This is a genomic window from Streptomyces sp. NBC_01463, assembly GCA_036227345.1.
Lineage (GTDB): Bacteria > Actinomycetota > Actinomycetes > Streptomycetales > Streptomycetaceae > Streptomyces.
Map to the genome: position 1 here is coordinate 6,179,272 of CP109468.1, position 21,586 is coordinate 6,200,857.

At 71.6% G+C, this 21,586-nt stretch carries 15 protein-coding genes; 4 read left to right on the forward strand and 11 right to left on the reverse strand.

Features of this window, described 5'->3' with window-relative positions:
* Positions 1-63: 63 nt before the first annotated feature.
* The 6 genes from OG521_27250 to OG521_27275 all read right to left on the reverse strand — a co-directional run bounded on the left by OG521_27250 (position 64) and on the right by OG521_27275 (position 10,083).
* Positions 64-3,351, reverse strand: a complete 3,288-nt coding sequence (locus OG521_27250; GenBank protein WUW24261.1) for an SAV_2336 family protein — start codon at positions 3,349-3,351, stop codon at positions 64-66.
* Positions 3,344-4,306 carry an ATPase gene (locus OG521_27255; protein ID WUW24262.1) on the reverse strand — a complete coding sequence of 321 codons (963 nt, stop codon included), beginning with the start codon at positions 4,304-4,306 and terminating at the stop codon, positions 3,344-3,346. The genes OG521_27250 and OG521_27255 overlap by 8 nt, the downstream gene beginning before the upstream one ends.
* Positions 4,306-6,450, reverse strand: a complete 2,145-nt coding sequence (locus OG521_27260; GenBank protein WUW24263.1) for a hypothetical protein — start codon at positions 6,448-6,450, stop codon at positions 4,306-4,308. The genes OG521_27255 and OG521_27260 overlap by 1 nt, the downstream gene beginning before the upstream one ends.
* A complete protein-coding gene (locus tag OG521_27265) occupies positions 6,447-7,451 on the reverse strand; it encodes an alpha/beta hydrolase (GenBank protein WUW24264.1) in 1,005 nt (334 codons plus the stop codon). The genes OG521_27260 and OG521_27265 overlap by 4 nt, the downstream gene beginning before the upstream one ends.
* A gap of 266 nt (positions 7,452-7,717) precedes the next feature.
* Positions 7,718-8,515: a VOC family protein gene (locus OG521_27270; protein ID WUW24265.1), complete on the reverse strand. Its 798-nt coding sequence runs from the start codon at positions 8,513-8,515 to the stop codon at positions 7,718-7,720.
* 107 nt (positions 8,516-8,622) lie between these two features.
* Entirely contained in the window at positions 8,623-10,083 is a 1,461-nt protein-coding gene (locus tag OG521_27275; GenBank protein WUW26813.1) for an acyl-CoA synthetase, read from the reverse strand.
* 285 nt (positions 10,084-10,368) lie between these two features.
* Here OG521_27275 and OG521_27280 point away from each other — a divergent pair, with 285 nt between their 5' ends.
* On the forward strand, positions 10,369-12,831 hold the full coding sequence (locus OG521_27280) for a PQQ-dependent sugar dehydrogenase (protein ID WUW24266.1): 2,463 nt from the start codon (positions 10,369-10,371) through the stop codon (positions 12,829-12,831).
* A 7-nt stretch (positions 12,832-12,838) separates the two neighbouring features.
* Entirely contained in the window at positions 12,839-15,019 is a 2,181-nt protein-coding gene (locus OG521_27285) for a ThuA domain-containing protein (GenBank protein WUW24267.1), read from the forward strand.
* A 66-nt stretch (positions 15,020-15,085) separates the two neighbouring features.
* On the opposite strand, the gene OG521_27290 is transcribed toward OG521_27285, so the two are convergent.
* Positions 15,086-16,300 carry an MFS transporter gene (locus tag OG521_27290; protein ID WUW24268.1) on the reverse strand — a complete coding sequence of 405 codons (1,215 nt, stop codon included), beginning with the start codon at positions 16,298-16,300 and terminating at the stop codon, positions 15,086-15,088.
* Between the two features lie 133 nt (positions 16,301-16,433).
* Between OG521_27290 and OG521_27295 the strand changes: the two genes are divergently transcribed.
* Positions 16,434-16,865 (forward strand): Lrp/AsnC family transcriptional regulator, encoded by a 432-nt coding sequence (locus OG521_27295; protein WUW24269.1) that lies wholly within the window; start codon positions 16,434-16,436, stop codon positions 16,863-16,865.
* Here the strand turns inward: OG521_27295 and OG521_27300 are convergent.
* From OG521_27300 to OG521_27310, 3 genes are all read right to left on the reverse strand, one after another.
* On the reverse strand, positions 16,843-18,426 hold the full coding sequence (locus tag OG521_27300; GenBank protein ID WUW24270.1) for a GAF domain-containing protein: 1,584 nt from the start codon (positions 18,424-18,426) through the stop codon (positions 16,843-16,845). The genes OG521_27295 and OG521_27300 overlap by 23 nt on opposite strands.
* A 9-nt stretch (positions 18,427-18,435) precedes the next feature.
* Positions 18,436-19,473 (reverse strand): rod shape-determining protein, encoded by a 1,038-nt coding sequence (locus OG521_27305; GenBank protein WUW24271.1) that lies wholly within the window; start codon positions 19,471-19,473, stop codon positions 18,436-18,438.
* A 137-nt stretch (positions 19,474-19,610) separates the two neighbouring features.
* Positions 19,611-20,189 carry a hypothetical protein gene (locus OG521_27310; GenBank protein WUW24272.1) on the reverse strand — a complete coding sequence of 193 codons (579 nt, stop codon included), beginning with the start codon at positions 20,187-20,189 and terminating at the stop codon, positions 19,611-19,613.
* Positions 20,190-20,267: 78 nt separating this feature from the next.
* Between OG521_27310 and OG521_27315 the strand changes: the two genes are divergently transcribed.
* On the forward strand, positions 20,268-21,053 hold the full coding sequence (locus OG521_27315; protein ID WUW24273.1) for a hypothetical protein: 786 nt from the start codon (positions 20,268-20,270) through the stop codon (positions 21,051-21,053).
* Positions 21,054-21,071: 18 nt separating this feature from the next.
* Here OG521_27315 and OG521_27320 read toward each other — a convergent pair whose 3' ends face one another.
* Complete coding sequence (locus OG521_27320) at positions 21,072-21,515, reverse strand: MarR family transcriptional regulator (protein WUW24274.1); 444 nt, start codon at positions 21,513-21,515, stop codon at positions 21,072-21,074.
* Between the last annotated feature and the right edge of the window lie 71 nt (positions 21,516-21,586).

A 21,586-nucleotide genomic window follows, 5' to 3' on the forward strand; every position in this document is an offset into this window, starting at 1 on the left:
CGCCGGTACGGACTCCAGCAGGTGGGCGGCACGCTCGGCGCCCCGGCACACTCCCCGGGGAAGCTATCGGGCCGTGGCCTCGATCCGCAGGAGCTCCACGGTGGACGTCGGCGACGGCCGCACGGCGAAGACGAGCACCAAGGGCAGCTCCACCTTCACGAACGCGTAGCTGTCCACCTCGGTGCCCGACAGGACGGTGACGTCCCGCCCGAGGGACCGGGTCGGCAGCAGCCCGGCCAGCTCGGCGGTCGTAGGCACGCTCAGCTCCCGCACGTCGCCCTGCGACGTCAGGTGCAGCTTGGCCAGGCTGGGGCGCAGGGTCAGCAGTTGCGTGTCCGAAAGGCCCCGCGGCAGTGCGTCCGGGCTGACCGACAACAGATGGAGGAAGACCTCCCGGGACTCGGTCGTTTCGAGCCGGGCAGCGGAGGCGCAGAAGTCGATAACGTCTGCCCGAATCTCCCGGTGGGACAGCTCTGTGCGAGTGCCGGGCCGTACGGGAGCGGGGGGCGCCGTGGGGAAATGCAGCGTCACCAATCCGCCTCCTGCGGATCTCGTGACCTTCACGCGTTCGGTCAGCGTCTGGCGACGGGCGTCCCGACTGCCCTCCAGCACGAGGAGAACGGCGAAGGACGGGAGCCGCAACCGCTCCGCCGAAGCGTCGGGATACGGCCTCACCCATCGCGAGGCGTCGTCGAAGTTGAGGACCTCCATGGGTACCACCCCGCCGACGTCGGCCGACGGAAACCGGCACAGGAGCGAGAAGTGGGTGCCGGCCAGGACGTCCAGTCCGCGCGTGCCCAGAAAGTCCTCAAGCTCCGCACGGAATGTGCCTTCATCGGCACCCTGCGGGAGGCTTCGGTCCGGGCGGGGGCTTGCGACCCGGGCCGCGAGCAGCCTGATCAAGGCATCCAGCACCCGCTCGGCCGCCGCCGCTTCGGACGCCTTCGCCAGTTGCAGCTCATCGAGGACCTTGCGGACCAGCCGGAGCACCGATGCGTCCGAGGCTGTTTTCCTGGGCGGAGTCGTCACCGCGCGATTGCGTACGAGGGCAGGCGCTGTGCTGCCGGAGGACTCCCACGTACTGGAGCGCCAGGAACTCCGCTGAGCCATCGACCTGTCGGTTTCCTGGACGAGGTGCAGCAGTGTGAGCAGCGGTGGGGCGTTCGCCACCCCTGCCTCGATTGCACGCAAGAGATTTGTGGTCGAGGCAGCGGGACTCTCTTCGGATGCACGGTCGTACGTGAACCACTGGGCGGTGACCAGCGCCCTGTTCTCAACCAGTCCGCCCGGTTCACCCGGTTCACCCGGGGGCCGTGCGGGGCATGTGTCCGCGACCACCAGCAGGTGGGCCACGTCGAGGCCGGACAGCAGCTCCAGCGGATGGATCTGCTCGCTTCCGGTGCCCAGCAGCCAGACACCGGGCCGCTCCTGTCGCCCGACGAACCAGACCAGCAGGGCCTCGTCAGCCATTGCGGCCATCGAGTTCAGGGATCGTCGCACCTGGGACTCCTGCGCACCGACCAACCGCACACAACGCTCGCTCGGCAGGTTCCATCCCTCCGGGGACGTCATCAGCGACGCGATCTGCCCCAGAACCGCTTCCACTTCGTCCCTGTCGGTGCTCTCGGAGTCCGCCGGGATGGCGCCGATGAGGAGGGCGGCACTGTGCAACGGGTCGGGCAGGAAGGACAAGGTCCCTTCAGAACCTCGGGGGCCGCGCCTCCCGCTGCCGATCCGGTGGGACCGGCGGGAGGACGAGCCGATACGCAGCGCGTTCACGAGTTCTTCGGAGGCGTACGCGAAGGGGCGCAGGTCCTCGGTCATCTCGTCCGTGTCGAGAGCCGCGATGGCGTTGAGGCCGTTGCCGGGCAGCCGCACCTGCCTCGCGACATAGCGGCTCAGTGCGTCGAGGAGCAGCCAGGTGTCATGTCTGCCGGCGGCCCCGGACAGCGCGGCACGTGCTTGCTCCCTGAAGGTGATGACGTGCGGGTCGTCGCGTGAGCCGCTGATGTCCAGGACATCACTCATCAGCAGCTCGGCGACGTCGGAACTGGTGGCCTCGGGGACCACCTCCTGCCTGATCAGCTGGATCAGCGACAGGCTCAACCGCCGGATCGCGCTGCACAGCGCGGCCAGCTTCACGGCGGGCGGTGAGGCGGTGCGGATGAACGCCTCGCCCACCCCCGCGTGGTCCTGGTTCCGGGGGTCCGTCTCCCCGTCGGCCGACACGAAGTCGGTTGACGCGAAGGGGTCCTCGGGTGCCCCGAAGGGCAGGACGAGGACCGCCTCGTACCCTTCCGGGGCACCTCTGGCCAGCCCCCGTGCCCAGCGGTTGAGTGAATGGGTGGTCAGAGTGAGCGTGGGAATCGCTACGTGTGTCGACTCGTCGCCGAGCACGGCACGCAGATGGGGCGGCACGGTGACCGACAGCAAGGTGTTGCTCGCCCCGGGGCGGCCACCGTGTACACGCACCGCGGGCAGGTCGAGCGCCGTCCGGTGCCACAGCCTCGATGGCAGGGGGTTGACGATGGAGACCGAACCTTGGGCGGCCCAGGTGCGCAGGAGCTGCCACATCTCGTTGCCGTACCAGGCCGGTGCCGCGCAGTCGGAGAGGACGAGCACCAGCCTGCGCTGGTCGGGTACGGCCACGGTGCGCGAGTTGACCACGCGGCCGCGTCCATCGGTCATGTCGGGGTGAGGCTCCGTCGACAGGAAACACTGCCGCACCTGCCTGAAGGCGCCACTGTTCGACAGGAGTGTGGCGAACTCCTGGATCGCGTCGTGCCACACCTGCATGGACGGGTGGGTGTCGATGACGAGGAGCACATCGAACCACGGCTCCGGCAACGGCCCCACGACCGGCAGGAGTTCTCCCTCCCGGGTGTACATGTCGATGGTGGCCGCCAGATCCAGACCGGTACGACGTCCGCGGGGGAAGCGGCGCATGAACGGGCGCAGGGCGCGCCCCAGTTCCACGGCTCGGGGGAGGGCGCGGACGGATGCGACGCTGACCTCGGCCAGGTCGTTGCCCTCCAACGGCTCGGGGAGGTGCTCGTAGAGACCGTACGGGCCGTGTCTCAAGTCGTCCGGCGCTTCGTCCGGCCCGTCGTCCGGTCCTTCCGGCGCGTCACGCGGTGCGGGGCGGCTGTCGGCGGCAGGCGTCTTCCTGGCGGACGGCCGCCCGGCCTCGGCGGGCCCGTGCCGTGACGTGCCGAGGGGAGCGTCCCTCGGCGGTGACGGATCAAAGGAGGCGGCCGCGATCCATAACGCGTCGGCCAAGAGCGTCGCGTCATGGTCATCCGGCGGCAGCACCCCGAGGAGGGCATCGAGCACCTCCGCGAGATCACGCACCGGAGAGGTTCCGCAGCAGGTAGCCGATCAGCCGGTCACGCTGCTCGCCTGTCGGCCCGTGGTCGTCGATGACGAGCTTCACCGCGTTCAGGAGCTGGTCGACCGCCAGCGTCTCGCCCCGGGCCACTCTCTCGACGAACTCTTGTACGAGTTCGGCCGCGTGCGGGGGCAGGGACTGCTCGACGTGCGCCTCCACCGCCTCGCGCAGCAGTTCCACCGAGAGGCGAGGCATGTCGTAACGGATGCACCGCCGCAAGAAGGGTGCCGGGAATTCCCGCTCGCCGTTGCTCGTCATCACGATGAACGGGAACCGTTGGCATTGCACCCGCCCCTCCTGGACCTCGTACGGCGGCAGTTCCGTCGTCGTGTCCTCGCCGTCGCCCCTCCAGCGGCGTACCGATACCCGGGATCTGCTGTGCCGCACCAGCTCGGGAATCTCGTACACCCCCCGCTCCAGCACATCGAGGAGGTCGCTGGGCAGGTCCAGGTCGCTCTTGTCGATCTCGTCGATGAGCAGGGCGCGGGGCCGGGTGGTGTCCGGAAGCAGGGCCGTGCCCAACGGGCCCAGCTGGAGGAAGGCCGCGATGTCGTCCACGGCCTTGACCGGGGCACCGGACTGAGCCAGCCGCAGCGACTGGATGTGGCCCAGCGCGTCGTAGCGGTACAGGGCGTCGGGCAGGGTGCTTCGCGAGGTGATGTGCCAACGCAGTACGGGACCCAGCCGCAGCTCGTCCGCGACCTGCTCGATGACGGTCGACTTACCGCTTCCCGCCGCGCCGGTGATCAACAGGGGCCGGTGGAGGAAGACCGCAGCGTTGACGGCGTCGGTCAGCCCCTTGGGGGGTTTGAACGTCCGAGGTGCGGAGCTGCGCGGGAACACCCGCCACGGAGGGGCATCGGGCAGCGTCGTGTCGTGCGGTTCGCCCGTACCGCGGTAGAACGTGTCCCAGGCCATCACGTACCTCCGTTGGACAGGGTGGGCTTCTCCTGGAAGGAATCGCAGAAGTCGAGCCAGGGCAGGTCGTGCCACGCCGCCCGCAGCAGGGCCAGTTCCGCCAGGTCCACGCCTTCGTCGCTCGGCGGACCGGCTGCCACCCCGTTCGCCGACACGGCCCAGCGCAGTCGCTGCGCACGGATGAAGTCGGCGGGCAGCCGCTCCCACAGCCTCGCCAGCACGGCGGGAGGCCGGCTGACGACACCCGTCTCCTCGTCGGGCCACAGCAGCACTGGAGTGTAGGGGAGCAGCACCTGGATGAGTTCGGCGAACACGCTCGAACGCCGGCCGATGCCCGCTGCCCGCTGGAAGGAGCCCGTCTTGAACGCCTTGCGTACTTCCTCCACCTCCGGGGTGCTGGAGGCGTTCACCCAGTCGACCGGTGCCTCACCGGTCGTCAGGACTTGGTGCTGCCAGGCTTCGAGGCGCCGCCGAGCCATCTCGTTCATCCTGCGCAGGTAGCGCGGTACGAAGAGGCGGTCGGCCCAGCGCAGGACGACCGAACGGTCCACGCCCAGCAGGAAGAGGCCGACCTCCGCCTCTTCGGGCCGCCAGGTCGGCAGCAGCTCCGCCCGCACCACCATGTCGATATGGTCCAGCCGGACGTCGGGAGGAAGGCGTTCCTCGGCCCAGTCCAGCACGCTCGTCAGGGTCTGTTCGACGCCCGCCTGCGTGGGTGCGCAGGCGAAGGTCTCGGCATGCGTGCACTCGGTGCCCTGGCGCAACCAGACGGTCAGTGATTCCGGCCAGTCGTAGCGGGCCGCGTGCAGGCTCACCACCAGGCCGGCTCTGCCCTGCAAGCGGAGCTGACGTGCCCACTCCCGCGCGTCGTTGACCTCCAGGGTGAGCCCCTTCACGTCGGCCCACTCCCGGAGCTCGTCGCCGGCGGGATCCAGACCGCAGGCGTGGGCGACGGCCACCAGACACCGGGCCACCGCGTCCGCCGGTGTGCGGTGGCCGTCCCTGTCCGTCGTGCGCAGCGCCGCGTGTTCGAGCCAGTGGCGCAGCAGTTCGCTGCCGGTCAGCCCGGGTGCGGCTCTCATCGGCTCGCGGGAGTCGTTGGTGAGGGTGTTCAGTTCGGCCATGGCCCGTCGCACGCTGAAACTCGTCAGTACGTGTCCGGCCCACTTGACGAGGAACAGTTCGGCTTCCCGTACGAGGAGCAGGTTGTCAACCACCTCGTACACACGCAGGGCCGCGAAGTCCGGGCTGTCGGCGGCCCGGTCGCGCAGGGCGACCAGTTCCCCGGTCTCTTGGCAGCGCGCAGCGGCATCCCCACCACCTTCTGGCCACGCGTGCAGCGCGAGGCCGAGATCGGCTGCCCCGATCGTCCCGAGGCCATGGGCGGCTCGTACGCGTTTGCGACGGGTGTTCACCGACAGCCAGAGCCCTTTCTCCACCTTCGGCAGCCCGTCGTACTCGAAGGCGAGTGCATCCTGGTCAGGGAGGTCGGCGGTGAGGGCTTCGCGGTAGTACCGCATCGGCACGAACTCCCCCGCCTCGTCGAAGCCCGTGCGGATGTGGCGCATCAGCTGCCGGCTGAAGTCCAGGTCGTACGCGGGCTCCTGGGCCGGAGCCGCGGCCAGCACCGAGAACCGGGTCTGGCCGTCCCGGAACCCGCCGACCAGGTCTCCGGCAGATGGCAGGGCGGCCCCTGACTGGCAGGTGTCGAGCAGCACAACGACTCCGGCGACGCCCCGGCGGTTGACGGCCGCCGTGATCAGGCTGTGCACGTCGACCGATGTGCCCGCGTCCTCCAGGTCGCTGTCATGGGCCATGTAGTACAGGTGGGGCGAGCCCTTGGGGGACTGCCCATGGCCGAGGAAGGCCAGGACGAGAACAGCGCGTGCCTGCCCGGCCAGCACGATGGCCTCGCGGACGGCGGTGTCCACGGTCTCCCGTTTCGCACGGCCGGACCGCAGCGATTCGGCATCGGCCACCCCACCGTCCTGGCACGCGCCTAATGACGGGTCGGTCAGCGTCCTGTGCAGTTGGTCCGCGACATCCGCCAGGTCGGGCAGGTCCTGGTCGGCCTGCGGACACTGGGTCGCGACGACCAGCACGTGGCGGGCCTGGGACAGGGAGGTGTCCGCCACCGCGCTCATGACGTCGTGGAGAGCCGGAGGACGGCCTCCATGACCGGTCCGGCGACCTCGCGACGCCGCAGGTAGGTAAGGGCCGAGTGAGTCCACAACAAGCGTGAGTCCACGGGCACCGGCTCGGGCCGCACGCCCGCCGCGTTGGGGGCCACCACCTCGGCGGACCGGCGCCGGGGCGCCACTGGGTCGTCCCCGTCCCAGACATCCACCCAACGCTCGACCGTTTCGGGAACGGCCGGCGGCTGCGGACGCAGGCGCTGCCATATCAACGCGTTCATGGCGAGGGGAGAGCCGAGGGTGACGAACAGGGCCACGGGGCCGCTGTACGCGGCCAGCGACTCCCAGGCGATCACGGATCCCAGCGAGTGGCCGATGACGATGGCGGGCCGCTCCGGGTCGAGCTTGTCGAGAACGCGAGCCCGGACCCGCTCGTCCAGTGAGGCGCCACGCCCCTGCGGGAGCTCCGCGTGCTCCTTGCGCCGCAGATACCGTCCAGGCTGCGAAAGCATTCCGAGGCACTGGGCGGAACTGACCCGCTGCACCGCGAGCTGAACACCGGGGACCCGGGCGAGTTTGGCGCAGACAGCGCTCGCCCTGCGCACGAGAGCGCCCGTTCCCTCGGGGTTCTTGGGCGTGCCGTCCTCGTTCACGGGAGCAGGCGCCGCCTGTACCCGCAACCGCAGCAACAGCGCGTCGCCCGCGTGCTCCGGCATGGCCAGCAGAGCGTCGATCACGTCAACGGCCACGGCGAGGGTCAGCTCGGCCACATCGTCGTCGAGCTCCGTGGTGCTCGGACCCTGGGCGCCGCCGCGTGTGAAGAGATCGGCGTAGTGAACGAAGTCGGTTTCCACCGACCAGCCCATGGTCAGGGCCGATATCGCATCGGCATGGCCCGCTGCTCGCGCACCTTCGGCCAGGGCCCGCGTCCACGTGTGCCGTTCTTCCTCCACGTCTCGCGGGCCCCCGATGCCATGCACCAGGAGCAGCTTCGGCCGCGTCGTCGTCATCGAGCCCCCCAAACGTGCCGCACCCCGCGAGAGGTCCCCATACTCGTCGCCGGAGAGAAGCACCGTACCAACTGGCTTACCAGAGCGCAGGGTTACGGGTCAGAGATCACCCGAACCCCCGCCGAACGGCCAACCGGGCCGCGCGGTGACCGGCAGCGGATGCGGGTGCGAGGCCTCGGCGGCCCTGTTCGCGGCACGGCGGCCCGGGGCCGCGCGCTACGGCACGCGGGAACCGGAGGTCTGATGCGCCGGAGCGGGGCGACCGGTCAGGAGGCGTCCGTGAGCGTGGGCATCTCGCCCCCGGTCGTCGTGCCGTCGATCAGCGAGAACGGCGCGCCCTGCGGGTCGGTCAGCGCGGCGAACCTGCCGAACGGGATGGTCAGCGGCCCGAACCGGAGCTGCGCCCCGAGAGCCTGCGCCTTCTCCACCGCCGCGTCGCAGTCCGCGACCGTGAAGTACACGTTCAGATGCGGCGGCACCTCCGCCGGGAAGTCCTCCGTCATCCTCATCCGGCCGAGCACGGGGTCCGCGCCCAGGTCGTAGAGCGTGAAGTCGATCGCGTCGGCCTCAACCCGCTTCACCCCGTACCCGAAGACGGAGGGGAAGAAGGCGTCCGCCTTCTCCGGCTCCCTGGTGTAGATCTCGGCCCAGCTGTAGGCGCCGGGCACCTCCCGCGCCTCGAAGCCCTCGTGGCTGCCCGCCTGCCACACCCCGAAGGCTGCCCCGCCGGGGTCGCTCGCCAGCACCATCGTGCCGAACTCACCGACCCGCATCGGCTCCACCAGGACCGTGCCGCCGTTCTCGCGGACCTTGGCGGCGGTGGCCGCCGCGTCCGGCGAGGCGAGAAACAGACACCAGGCGGGGGGTGCGTCCTGGCCGGGCATGGGCGGGGACAGGGCGGCGACCGCCTTGCCGTCCACGTACGCCTGCGTGTAGTTGCCGTACTCGGGCAGCGACTCGCCGTACGTCCAGCCCAGCAGCTCGCCGTAGAAGCGCTTCGCGCCTTCCAGGTCGCCGAACGTCGCGTCGGCCCAGCACGGTGTGCCCTGTGGTTCTGCGGCCATGACCGCTCATCTCCTCACGCGGGAACGGGCCCCTCTGCCACGCTAGCCATCCCTCGCCCCACCTGCGCGCCGAACCGGAACCGGCGCGCCGGAACATCGAGCGGGCGTCAGTCATGGAGGGACCGCTTCATGATCTTGCCCAGGTCGTTGCGCGGCAGCGCGTCCAGGTAGCGGACCGTGCGCGGGCGCTTGTGCGGGGAGAGCTGGGCCGCGACGTGGCCGGCCAGTTCGGCGGCCGAGGGCGGGGCGGCGGGGTCGGCCGGCACCACCCAGGCGACGACGCGCTCGCCCAGGTCCGGGTCGGGCTCACCGGTGACGGCGGCCTCCCGGACGCCCGGGTGGTCCAGGAGCGCGTTCTCGATCTCACCGGCGCCGATCTTGTAGCCGCCGCTCTTGATCAGGTCGGTGGCCTTGCGGCCGACGATCCGTACGTAGCCGTCGGGGTCGAGGGTGGCCATGTCGCCCGTACGGAACCAGCCGTCGGCGGTGAGTGCCGCGGCGGTGGCGTCGGGGCGGTTCAGATAGCCGGTGAACAGGTTCGGGCCGCGCACCTGGATCTCGCCGATGGACGCGGGATCGGCGAGCGGGCCGCCGTCCTCCTCGACCAGGCGGAGTTCGACGCCCAGGAGCGGGGCGCCGACCGTGCCGGGGCGCGGTTCGCCGTCGGCCCGTACGCCCGTGTTCATCAGGGTCTCCGTCATGCCGTACCGCTCGATGACCCGGCGGCCGGTCGCGGCCGCGATCCGTTCGTGGTCGTGGACCGGGAGCGCGGCCGAGCCGGAGACGAGCAGCCGGGCCCCCGCGAGCGCCTTGGCGAGGCCCTCGGACCCCGACGGTTCCGCAAGCGCTTCCGCCAGCCGGTGGTACATCGTCGGGACACCGAACAGCATCGTGCCGCCGGAGCCCAGCTCCCGGGCCACGCCCTCGGCGGAGAACCGGCCGAGATGGCGCACCGAACCGCCCCGCCGGAGCGGGCCGAGGACGCCGAGGATCAGGCCGTGCACATGGAACAGCGGCAGGGCGTGGACGAGTACGTCGTCGCCCGTCCACTGCCAGGCGTCCTCCAGCGCGTCCAGGGAGGACGCGATCGCCCGCCGCGGCAGGACGGCTCCCTTGGGCGGGCCGGTGGTGCCGGAGGTGTATACGACCAGGGCGGGGGATTCGGGGGAGGGTTCGGGGAAGGAGCGGGCGTCCGTGGTGGCCGGGGCCGTCACGGACACGTCCAGCCGCCGCAGCCCGGCCAGCGCCGGCGGCAGTACGTCACCGGCCGCGGCCAGCACGGCCGAGGGCGCGCTGTCGGCGACGATGTGCGCCAGTTCCCGTTCGCCCGTCTTCGGGTTGAGCGGCACGGCTGGCACCCCCGCGCGCAGCGCGGCGACCACCGCGACCACGGTCTCCGCGGCCGGGGTCGCCCAGACCGCGACCCGCCCGGCGTCGCCGATGCGGGCCGCGAGCGCATCCGCCGCCGCTCCCAACTGTGCGTAGGTCAGTGTCAGTTCGCCGAAACGTACGGCTTCGCGGGAGGCCGTCGGAGCGGCCGATTCCTGGAGTGCGGGCAAGAGTGGCATCACGTCGCGCAGCCTAATTCGGTGAAGCGCTTCCGGCCCCGGAGTCCGGTGCGAGCCGCGGCGCGGGTGGCTGTACGGGGCACCCGCCGGGGATTTGGTTGGGACCTTGACAAATTAATTTTGCGTTGCCAGCATGCAAAAAGTTCACTCCGGCTGAGCATTCCCAGGTGATCAGGAAGAAAAAAACCTGGTCATTCCCATGCTCGTCCGGCCGCACCCGCACGTCGCAAAGCGCGACAGCGCCTTGCCTGACAACCCCACGCACCGTCAGGAAGGAAAGCGTTCATGCCCCTGTCTCCCCCACTCTGGTCCAGAGTCGTCACCGCGCTCACCCTGGTGGCCACCGGTGGCCTCGCCGCCGGCACCGCGGCCGCCGCACCCGCCGCCCCCACCGCGGTCCACGCCCGTGCCGACATACCCGCCGCCGACTACCAGCAGGTCCAACTGGCCCTCGGCGCGGCCGAACTGGGCGAGGCCATGTCCCTCGCCGTCCTCCCGGACCGCTCGGTCGTCCACACCGCCCGCGACGGCACGGTCCGGCTCACCGACGCCGCGGGAGCGACGAAGACCGCCGCCAAGCTCAATGTCTACACGCACGACGAGGAAGGGCTCCAGGGCGTCGCGGCCGACCCGGACTTCGCGAACAACCGCTACCTCTACCTCTATTACTCGCCCGCCCTGAACACCCCGGGCGGCGACGCCCCCGTCACCGGATCCGCCGCCGACTTCGACGCCTGGAAGGGACACCTCAACCTCTCCAGGTTCACGCTGAAGACCGACGGCACCCTGGACACCGCGAGCGAGAAGGTCCTCCTCGAAGTCGCCAACGACCGCGGCCAGTGCTGCCACGTCGGCGGCGACATCGACTTCGACGCGGCCGGCAACCTCTATCTGACCACCGGCGACGACACCAACCCGTTCGAGTCGGGCGGCTACGCGCCGATCGACGAACGCACCGACCGCAACCCGCAGTTCGACGCCCAGCGCTCCTCGGGCAACACCAACGACCTGCGCGGCAAGCTGCTGCGGATCAAGCCCACCGCCGACGGCGGCTACACGATCCCGGCCGGCAACCTCTTCGCCCCCGGCACCGCCGCGACCCGGCCCGAGATCTACGCCATGGGCTTCCGCAACCCGTTCCGGATGTCCGTCGACAAGCCGACCGGCACCGTCTACATCGGCGACTACGGACCCGACGCCGGCACCACCGACGCCAACCGCGGCCCCAGCGGCCAGGTGGAGTTCGACCGTGTCACCGGCCCCGGCAACTTCGGCTGGCCGTACTGCACGGGCACCAACACCGCCTCGGAGACGTACAACGAGTACACCTTCCCCAGCGGCCCGTCCGGCGCGAAGTACGACTGCGCGGGCGGCCCGGCCAACAACTCCTTCCGCAACACCGGCCGGCCCGAGCTGCCCGCGGTGAAGCCCGCCTGGATCAGGTACGCGGGTGACGCGGGCACCCCGCCCGAGTTCGGCGGCGGCTCCGAGTCCCCGATGGCCGGGCCCGTCTACCACTACGACGCCGGCCTCGACTCGGCCGTGAAGTTCCCCGAATCACTCGACAAGCGTTTCTTCGCCGCCGAGTACGGCCGCAAGTGGATCAAGCCGATCGAGGTGAAGGCCGACGGCTCACCCGGGACGATCGACACCTTCCCCTGGACCGGGACCCAGGTCATGGACTCCGCGTTCGGCCCGGACGGGGCCCTGTACGTCCTGGACTACGGCACCGGATCCGGCAACCAGGCGCTCTACCGCGTCGAGTACCTGGCGGGCAGCAACCGCTCACCCGTCGCCAAGGCCGCGGCGGACCGCACCTCCGGACCCACCCCGCTCGCCGTCGCCTTCTCGGCGGCCGGCAGCGAGGACCCCGAGGGCGGGGCGCTGAGCTACGCCTGGGACTTCGGTGACGGCGCCACCTCCACCGAGGCGAACCCGCAGCACACCTACACCACCGCCGGGACCTTCCACCCGACCCTGACGGTCACCGACCCCGACGGGCTCACGGGCACCGCCAGCCTCGTCGTGACGGCGGGCAACACCGCACCCACCGTCACCCTGACGACCCCGGTCGACGGCTCGCTCTTCTCCTTCGGCGACTCCGTGCCCTTCACCGTCACCGTCACCGACCCGGAGGACGGCACGGTCGACTGCTCGAAGGTGAAGGTCACCTATCTGCTCGGCCACGACAGCCACCGCCACCAGATCACCTCGAAGAACGGCTGCTCCGGCACCATCGACGTCCCCGTCGACGGTGAGCACGACAGCGCGGCCAACATCTACGGGGTCTTCGACGCCGAGTACACCGACGCAGGCGGACTGACCAGCCACAGCGACAGCATCCTGCAGCCGCGCCACCGCCAGGCCGAGCACTTCGCGGCCCAGTCCGGCATCGAGCCCGCCCAGCACGGCGCGGCCGAGGGCGGCGCCACCGTCGGCTTCACCGACAACGGGGACTGGATCTCCTTCGAGCCGTACGCCGTGGGCAACGCCACCAGCGTCTCGGCCAGGGTCTCGTCCGCGGGACCCGGCGGCACCATCGAGGTCCGCGCCGGCTCCGCCACGGGCACGCTGCTCTCCACCCTGACCGTCGCCCCCACCGGCGGCTGGGAGACCTTCACGGACGTGTCGGCCGATGTGAGCAACGCCCCCGCGGGCTCCACCGAACTCTTCCTCGTCTTCAAGGGCCCCACGGGCCAGGGGAATCTGTTCGACGTCGACGCCTTCACCTTCGAGACGGAAGGGTGATCCACGGATGAGACGCCAACTGGCCCGGCGCGCACGGCATGTCGCGTGCGCCGCCGCCCTGGCCCTCGGCGCGGCCTTCCTGGCCCCCGCCCCCGCGGGGGCCGCGGCCGCCGACCCGTACGACGTGCTGGTCTTCTCCAAGACCGCCGGATTCCGGCACGACTCCATCCCGGCCGGCATCACCGCCATCCAGGAACTCGGCACGGCGGACGGCTTCACCGTCACGGCCACCGAGGACGCGAGCGCCTTCACCCCGCAGAACCTCGCCGGATACGAGGCGGTGGTCTTCCTCAGCACCACCGGTGACGTCCTGGACTCCGCGCAGCAGGACGCGCTGTCGGCGTACGTCGACGGGGGCGGCGGATTCGTCGGCGTCCACGCGGCCGCCGACACGGAGTACGACTGGCCGTCCTACGAACACCTCGTCGGCGCCTGGTTCAAGAGCCATCCGGCGATCCAGCAGGCGAAGGTCCTCACCGAGGACCACGCCCACCCGGCGACCTCGCACCTCGACGACGAGTGGATCCGGACCGACGAGCTGTACAACTACCGCACCAACCCGCGCGCCGACGTCCATGTGCTCCAGACCCTGGACGAAAGCAGCTACACCGGCGGGGAGATGGGCGGCGACCACCCGATCACCTGGTGCCACCCGCAGCAGCAGGGCCGGTCCTTCTACACCGGCCTCGGCCACACCATCGAGTCGTACGGCGATCCGGACTTCCGCCGGCTGCTGCTCGGCGGAATCCAGTACGCGGCCGGCGCGGTGCAGGCCGACTGCGGCTCCGGAACCACGGAACCGGGTGACGGAGCCGTCGAGGCGGAGTCGTACACCTCCTCATCCGGTGTGCAGAGCGCCGCGCACGCCGGGGCCGGCGGCGGGGCCACCCTCGGGTACATCGACAACGGCGACTGGGCGGGCTACGCCTCCGTCGACACGGCCGGGGCGACCTCCTTCACCGCCAGGGTCTCCTCGGCCGGGGCGGGCGGCACCGTCCAGGTCCGCTCCGGATCGGCCACCGGGCCGGTACTCGGATCGGTGGCCGTCGCCCCGACCGGCGGCTGGGAGACCTTCACGGAGGTGACCGGCGCCCTCACCGCGTCTGGTTCGGGCCCGCTGTTCCTGAGCTTCACCGGGGGAGCGGGGTCGCTCTTCGACATCGACAGCTTCACCCTGGCCAAGGAGACACCGGCCGCGGCGGCGGGCTCGTCGAACGTCCACCTCTTCTACTACCCCTGGTACGGCACCCCGGAGACGAACGGCAGCTGGCGCCACTGGGAACAGGGCGGCCACACCCCGCCCGACGACATCGGCGCCGACCTCTACCCGAAGCTCGGCCCGTACGACTCCGGTGACACCGCCGGGGCCGTCGAGCAGCACATGAAGTGGATCGAGCAGTCGGGTGCGGGCGTCCTCGTCTACAGCTGGTGGGGACAGGGCGGTTACGAGGACTCCCTGGCCGGCCAGGTGCTGGACGCCGCGGCCCGGCACGGGATCAAGGTGGCCTGGCACATCGAGCCGTACAGCGGCCGGACCGCGGCCTCCGTGGTCGACGACATCGCCTACCTCGAAGGGAAGTTCGGCAGCCACCCCGCGTACTACCGGGACGCGGAGCACGGCGACCGCCCCGCGTTCTACATCTTCGAGAGCCTGAGGATCCAGGACTGGTCGGCCCTGGACGCCGTACGGGACAGCGCCATCGTCCTCGCGCAGACCACCGACACCACCAAGGTCGCGCACTTCGGCGGGATCTACACCTACGACGGCATCGCCGGCGCCACCGCACCCGGCTGGCAGCAGGCAGGGGCGTACGCGAAGGCCAACGGTCTGGTCTGGGCGCCCTCGGTGGCTCCCGGCTACATCGACGACCGTGCCGTGCCCGGCAACACCACCCCCACCCTGGGCCGCGACGACGGCGCCTCCTACGACCTGGAGTGGAGCAACGCGCTCGACCCGGCCATCGGCGGATCACCCTCCTGGGTCTCCGTCACCTCCTTCAACGAATGGCACGAGGGCAGCCCGATCGAACCCGCGTCGAGCACCCCGCCCGCAGGACACGGCTACCAGACCTACGAAGGGGCCTACGGCAAGACCGGGGCGGCCGCCGAGACGGCCTATCTCGACCGGACGGCCTACTGGGCCGAGCGGTTCGAGCAGCAGCGCGCGGCGGCTCCCGCCCCGCACTGACCCGGCACACGACGAACGGCAGCGTCCCGGCGGGGCCGCTGCCGTTCTCCGTCGTGAGGGGGCGTCTCAGGCGTCCCGCTGGATGGTCCGCATCCGCCCGTACGCGTACACACAGCCCGCCAGGGCCAGGTCGGACAGCAGCATGAAGCCGATCGAGTAGGAGCCCTTCGAGCTGTAGATCGCGCCCATCACCAGCGGCGGGACGAAGCCGCCGAGCCCGCCCATCGCGCCGACGATGCCGGTGACGCTGCCCACCTTCGCCTGCGGTGTCACCTGCGAGACCAGGGCGAAGACGCTGCCGCTCGCGGTGCCGAGACCGGCCGCCATCACGAGCAGCGCGATCGTGCCGCCGGGGACCAGCTTCGGGTCGAAGGCCTGGACGATCGCCATCAGGGCGGCCACCCCGAGCGCCACGGAGGAGACCAGCGCCGGGTGGATCCGGTCCGAGAGCCAGCCGCCGATCGGCCGGAAGATGACCGTGACCAGGGCGAACCCGGCGGCCTTCGTGCCGGCGTCGGTCGGCGAGAGGTCGTACCAGGTCTTCAGATACGTCGGCAGGTAGACGCCGAACGCGACGATGCCGCCGAAGCCGATCGCGTACAGCGCCGACAGCTCCCAGGTGACGCGCAGCCGCCCCGCCGCACCCAGCCGGTGGGCCAGCGTGTCGGTCGGCACCTGCCGGCCGGGCCGGTCGGTGATCAGCACCGCCGCCAGCGCTGCGAACACCACGAGCGCCCCGGCGACCACGAGGAACGGCAGGTTGTCGCCGTGCTTGGCGATCCGGGGGGTGAAGTACCCGGACAGGGCCACCCCGCCCATGCCCATGCCGAACACGCCGAGGGCCAGGCCCCGGTCGGACGGCGGGAACCACGAGTTGACCAGCGGGATGCCGATCGCGAACGTCGTGCCGCCCAGGCCCAGCAGGAAGCCCACGGCGAGCATCGCGCCGTAGGAGTCCCGCGCCGGGATCAGCAGCAGCACCGGGACGATGGTGAGCGCCGAGGTCAGCGGGAACATCAGCCGCGCACCGTACTTGTCGGTGAGCGCGCCCGCCGGGATCCGGCCCAGCGAACCGACCAGCACCGGCACCGCTACCAGCAGGGACTGCTGGAACGAGCTGAGCCCGAGCCGGTCCTTGTAGTCGGCCGACATGGGGGCGATCAGGTTCCAGGCCCAGAAGGTCAGCGCGAAGCCGATCGTGGCCATCACGAGGTTGCGGTAGGCGGCGCCGGAGGGCTTCGCGGCGGCCGGAGCGGGTGACTGCTTGACGGCGTTGTCCACACAGTCAGTCAAGGGGGGGAGCGGGCCACGGGCCCGTCGGGTTGCGCCATCCGGGGGCGCGGTAACGGCCGGGCGGGACGGGCTGCCGACGTCTGCGCAGTCGCGATCGGCCGAAAGCTGCGACAATCGCGGTATGGACCGTCTCGACAGGGAAATCCTCGGAGTCCTCCAGGAGGACGCGCGGATCTCGTACCGCGACCTGGGCGTCCGGGTCGGGCTCAGCGCCAACGCGGCGGCCGACCGGGTGCGCAGGCTGCGCCGGGACGGCGTCATCCGCGGCTTCACCGTGATCATCGACCCCGCCGCCGACACCCGGACCGGACTCGTCGTCTTCATCGACGTGACCCTGCGGACGGACACCACCAACGAGGTGTTCGAGCGGGCGGTGCTGACCCTGCCCGGCATCACCGAGGTGGTGCATGTGACGGGCGGGCACGACTATCTCGTACGGGCCACCGCCGCCGACACCGCGGCGCTGGACGGGCTGCTGCGCCGGCTGAAGCGCGAGGCCGGTGTCGCCCACTCCAGCACCAGGATCGCGCTCAGAGCGGCGCCTGCCAAATGACTGTCGGCGCGCGCGAACCGTCCGGTTCGCGCCCGTCGTCCGCAACCGCCAGCCGCACCCCGGCCCGGCCGTCCGGCAGGACGGCCGTCGCGTCCACCTCCACCTCGATCGCCGACACCCCGAGCCGGCGGTGTGCGGCCGCCAGCGCTCCGCGCAGCGCGGCGAGCAGCTGACCGTCCACCGGATCGCGCACCAGCGCGTCCACCGCCCCGGCGAAGTGCACGGAGGGCTGGAAACCCAGCACGGCCGCCGCACCGCTGGTCTCCCGCAGTACCCGGCCCCGGAAGGTGGTGGGAGCCTCGGCGGGCGGCTGCTGGAGGGCGAAGATGGCGGTCCGCACCTCCTGGATCGTGGAGTCCAGCTCGTCCACGGCCCTGCCGAGCAGTTCGTCCGTCTCCGCTGCGCCGGCCCGGCGGCGCGTCGACTCCAGCATCATCTCGGTGGCGAACAGCCGCTGGACGACGAGATCGTGCAGATCGCGGGCGATCCGGTCCCGGTCCTCGTACACCGCGAGCTGCTCGCGGTCGTGCTGGGAGTCCGCCAGCACCAGGGCCAGCGCGGCCTGCGAGGCGAACTGGGCGGCCAGCAGCCGGTCCACGTCCGTGTAGGGGCGGGCGCCGCGCCGCCGGGGCAGGGCGAGCGTGCCGATGAGCCGCCCGCCGCTCTGCAGCGGCAGCATCATGCTGGGCCCGAAGCGGGTCCGGACCGGCGTGGTCATCCGAGGATCGGTCGCCGAGTCGTCGATGAACACCGCCTCGCCGCCCAGCAGCTGGACCAGGACGGGGGAGCCGGGGGCGATCGCCGTGCCCACCAGACCGGCCGGGTCCTCCAGGGTCGAGGCGACGACGATCTCCATGCCGCCCGCCTCGTTCGGCTGGAGGATCACCCCGGCCAGGGCGTCGCTGAGGATCCTGGCCCGCTCGGCCACGGTCATCAGGGCGTCGGACGCGTTCTCGCCGGTCAGCAGGGTGTTGGTGACCGCGGCCGCGCCCTCGATCCAGCGCTCCCGCTGCCGGGCGCCCTCGTACAGCCGGGCGTTGCCGATCGCGATGCCTGCCTGAGCGGCGAGGACCCGCAGCAGCGTCATGTCGGTGTCGGTGAAGTGCCCGCCGGGCTTCTCGGTGAGGTAGATGTTCCCGAACACCTTGCGGTGGACCCGGATCGGGGAGCCGAGGAACGAGCGCATCGGGGGATGGCCGGGGGGCACGCCGACGGAGTGCGGATCGGTGGTCAGGTCGTCGCAGCGCAGCGGCTGCCCCTCCTCGACCAGCGCGCCGAGCAGGCCCGTGTGCCCGTCGGGGAGGCCGCCGACGGCCGCCCGCTCGCTCTCGCTCAGCCCGGTGACGAACAGCTCACCGATCCTGCCGCTCGCGGGGTCCAGGACCCCGAGCGCCCCGTAGCGGGCGTCGGTGAGCGCGGTGGCGGTGTCGATGATCTGCTGGAGGGTCGCCCGCAGTTCGAGATCGGTACCGACCCGGAGGACCGCTTCCAGCAGCATCGGCAGCCGTGGTGACCTGGGGACACCGTGGCTGGGTGCCTCGTCGGGCGGTTCGTCCGTCATCCGCCGGACTCAGCCGGCGAGCGGGTCGAGGACCATCGGGCTGATCTTGCCGTCCAGCATGGCGCCGAGCCCCAGGACGGAGCAGACGTCGGGCCGCTCGGCGATGTGCACCGGCATGCCCGTGGCGTCGCGCAGCATCTGGTCGAGGCCGGGCAGCAGCGCGCTGCCGCCGACCATCATGATCCCGCAGTCGGCGAGGTCGGCCACCAGATCGGGCGGGCAAGCCCGCAGGATCTTGCCGAGACCGTCGAGGACCGCGGTCAGCGGGCGGTGGATCGCCTGCCGCACCGCCGCCGTGTCGACCTGGACGGAGCGGGCCAGTCCGGTCGCCACGTCCCGGCCGTGGATCTCGGTCACCGAGGGGCCGTACGGCGTCAGCCCGTTGCCGCTGAGCGCCAGCTGCAGGGGGCGCACGGACTGGCTCGGCAGCATCAGCTCGTGGAACTGGCGCAGGTGCTGGATGACGGCGTGGTCGATCGCGTCGCCGCCGATCGGGATGCGCACCGCCGTCACGATCGAGCCGAGCGAGAGGACCGCGATCTGTGTGGTCGCCGCCCCGCACACCATGATCATGGTGGCGGTCGGCTGCTCGACCGGCAGTCCGCAGCCGACGGCCGCCGCGATCAGGGTGTCGACGAGCTCGACCCGCCGCGCCCCGAGCCCGACCAGCGTCTCCACGGCGGCGCGCTGGGCCAGCGGATCGCTCTCGTGCGGGATGCAGGCGGCGGCCCGCAGCCGCGGCTTGCGGCGCAGCTGGCGGCGGAGCTTCTCGCCGAGCAGATGACGCAGCATGCGCTGGGCCATCTCGATGTCGACGACGGTTCCGCCGGAGACCGGGCGGGCCACCCGGATGTAGTCGGGGGTGCGGCCCGTCATCTGTTCGGCGAGCGCGCCGACGGCGATGAGCGAGCCCGTACGGGTGTTGACGGCGGCGACACTCGGCTCGTCGACGACGAGCCCGAGCCCCTTGACGTACACCCGGGTGCGGGCGGCCCCGAGGTCGACGGCGACATGGCAACGGCGCAACTGCTCAAGGCTGACGGTCACGGCAGGTTCTCCCGAGAGCGCTGATGGGGGGACCGACGGGCAGCCGGTTCTCTTCGCATCCTGCGCCGTTCGGGGGCTTCGTGCGCGCTGGGATACGCCGGAGGAGGTACGCAGCTGACGGGGCGTCGGTCCGTGCCTCAGCGGGCCGGCGGGCCGGGAAGCAGCCGCTGGAACAGCCCCCAGGTGAACTCGGCGACGTACGGGACGCCGGTGGCCGTGTCCGTGATCGAGAGGGCCCAGCGGGTCGGTGCGCTGCCCTCCATCGGACGGGCCGGGGCGAAGGCCCGCGCCACCTCGTTCACGGTGCACGACCAGGGGCGCAGCTCCCCGGCCGGGCCGAGCTCGGGGGCCGGCGCGCCCGGCGCCCGCACCAGCCACTCGTTCCACACCGCCCCGCCCGGCGCCACCATCACCTCGAACCGCAGGTCCGGCCAGAGCGGCACAGGCCAGAACAGCGCGTCGCACTCCAGATCACCCACCGTGCGGCGCAGCGAGATCTCGGGTTCGCCGAGCACCGAACGGTAGCGGCGCAGCGCTCCCCGCCCGCGCGGGGCCCGCGTCATCGCCTGCCAGCGGCGGTTGGCCTCACGCATCTCGGCGAGCGTGGCGCTCAGTTCGTGCCGGGCGTCCTCGACGAGGCCTGGCTGGTGGTCGGCCATCCGGCGCAGCAGGACGAGCTGGAACTCACGGGGGCCGAACGGGGCGGGAGCGGTCATGGAACCAACGGTTCCACACAGGATCCTCACCTGAGCGGCTTTCTCTGGTGTCCACCGGGCATCTAATCTGCGGGCGCCATGGATTACTGCCAGCCCTGTCAGCGGCATCTCAACGGCGCCCTGGCCTGCGCCGGATGCGGAACCCCCGCGCAGGCGCTGAGCCGCTACGCCGCCCCCGCGCCCTTCGGCCACGAGCCGGACGCCCGGGACGAGCGGGCCGCGCCGTCTCCGTCCGGGGGCCGGCGCCGCCGGGAGCGCGAGGCTGCCCGGACGCGGGGCGGCGCGCACGGCGGACGCGCCGCGCGCCGCGGCGGCCCTGCCCCTGAGGAGCGGCCGCGCCGTGGCCGGCGTGGCCGCAGCAGGCGGGGCCGTACGGCGCTGCTGGCGCTGCTGGGGGTGGTCCTGGCCGCCGGTGCGCTGAGCCTGGCCGAGCTGGCGACCGAGCCGGACGGCGGCGACGGGGCCTCGGACTACGTACGCGAATCGACGTCCGCCACCACCGCTCCGGCGCCTGATCCCGAGGTGAGCGACACGGCCGAGCCGCCGCGTCCGGTCAGGAGCCCGACGGGCAGCCCGTCCGTCGTCCCCGCGACCGACGCACACTCCTCGGCCGCCGCCCGGCCGGACCGGGCCACGGCCGAGGCGCGCCCCGGCGGGGTCACCTCGGCACCGGCGGCCCCGGCCCCGGTCTCCGTACCGCCGTCGGCGGCCCCGTCGGTCACCACCGGTGGTCCCACGGAGCCGGGCGGCACCGGCGGCGGACCGTCACCGTCCGCGACCCCGACGCAGCCCGTGCCCACGCCGACCCCCACCCCGTCACCGACCCCCACGGACGACGACTGCTGGTTCCCGTGGTTCTGCTGAGCCCCTGAGGAACGCCGCTCAGGAGAGGTCGGCCGGTTCCATCCCCAGCATCCGGCGCAGCAGGTCCCGCAGGACCGCGCGCTCCTGGTCCGAGAGACCCGCCAGGGGTTCGCGGGCGAAGCCGAGCGAGTCGCGCAGCTTCCGGGCCGTCCGGGCGCCCTCCTCCGTGGGCGCGGCCAGCTTCACCCGCCGGTCGGCCGGATCGGGCCGCCGCTCCACCAGTCCGCGCGCCTCGAGACGGTCGACGATCCCCGTGACGTTCGACGGCTCGCACTTCAGCTTCTGGGCTATCCGGCGCATCGGCAGCGGATCCAGGGAGAGCAGTCCGAGGACGCGGGCCTGGGCGCCGGTGAGGCTGTGGGCGGACGCGGCCTGCTCGTACTCCTCGTAGTACCGCGCCACGACCGAGCCGATCAGCTCGACGACTTCGAGGGTCAGCGGGTCCGTGCGCGGGGTGGCCATGACATCGAGGATAGCCGGTTACTTGACAAGGTGAAATATCCAGGCGCATGGTTGTTTCACCTCATGAAGCT

What these genes read in the sequence shown, in the direction of transcription:
- OG521_27265 (WUW24264.1), bottom strand. Translation starts at nt 7,451, where the DNA reads ATGACGACGACGCGGCCGAAGCTGCTCCTGGTGCATGGCATCGGGGGC.
- OG521_27275 (WUW26813.1), bottom strand. Translation starts at nt 10,083, where the DNA reads ATGCCACTCTTGCCCGCACTCCAGGAATCGGCCGCTCCGACGGCCTCC.
- OG521_27315 (WUW24273.1), top strand. Translation starts at nt 20,268, where the DNA reads ATGGATTACTGCCAGCCCTGTCAGCGGCATCTCAACGGCGCCCTGGCC.
- OG521_27285 (WUW24267.1), top strand. Translation starts at nt 12,839, where the DNA reads ATGAGACGCCAACTGGCCCGGCGCGCACGGCATGTCGCGTGCGCCGCC.
- OG521_27255 (WUW24262.1), bottom strand. Translation starts at nt 4,306, where the DNA reads ATGGCCTGGGACACGTTCTACCGCGGTACGGGCGAACCGCACGACACG.
- OG521_27310 (WUW24272.1), bottom strand. Translation starts at nt 20,189, where the DNA reads ATGACCGCTCCCGCCCCGTTCGGCCCCCGTGAGTTCCAGCTCGTCCTG.
- OG521_27280 (WUW24266.1), top strand. Translation starts at nt 10,369, where the DNA reads ATGCCCCTGTCTCCCCCACTCTGGTCCAGAGTCGTCACCGCGCTCACC.
- OG521_27300 (WUW24270.1), bottom strand. Translation starts at nt 18,426, where the DNA reads ATGACGGACGAACCGCCCGACGAGGCACCCAGCCACGGTGTCCCCAGG.
- OG521_27260 (WUW24263.1), bottom strand. Translation starts at nt 6,450, where the DNA reads ATGAGCGCGGTGGCGGACACCTCCCTGTCCCAGGCCCGCCACGTGCTG.
- OG521_27295 (WUW24269.1), top strand. Translation starts at nt 16,434, where the DNA reads ATGGACCGTCTCGACAGGGAAATCCTCGGAGTCCTCCAGGAGGACGCG.
- OG521_27320 (WUW24274.1), bottom strand. Translation starts at nt 21,515, where the DNA reads ATGGCCACCCCGCGCACGGACCCGCTGACCCTCGAAGTCGTCGAGCTG.
- OG521_27270 (WUW24265.1), bottom strand. Translation starts at nt 8,515, where the DNA reads ATGGCCGCAGAACCACAGGGCACACCGTGCTGGGCCGACGCGACGTTC.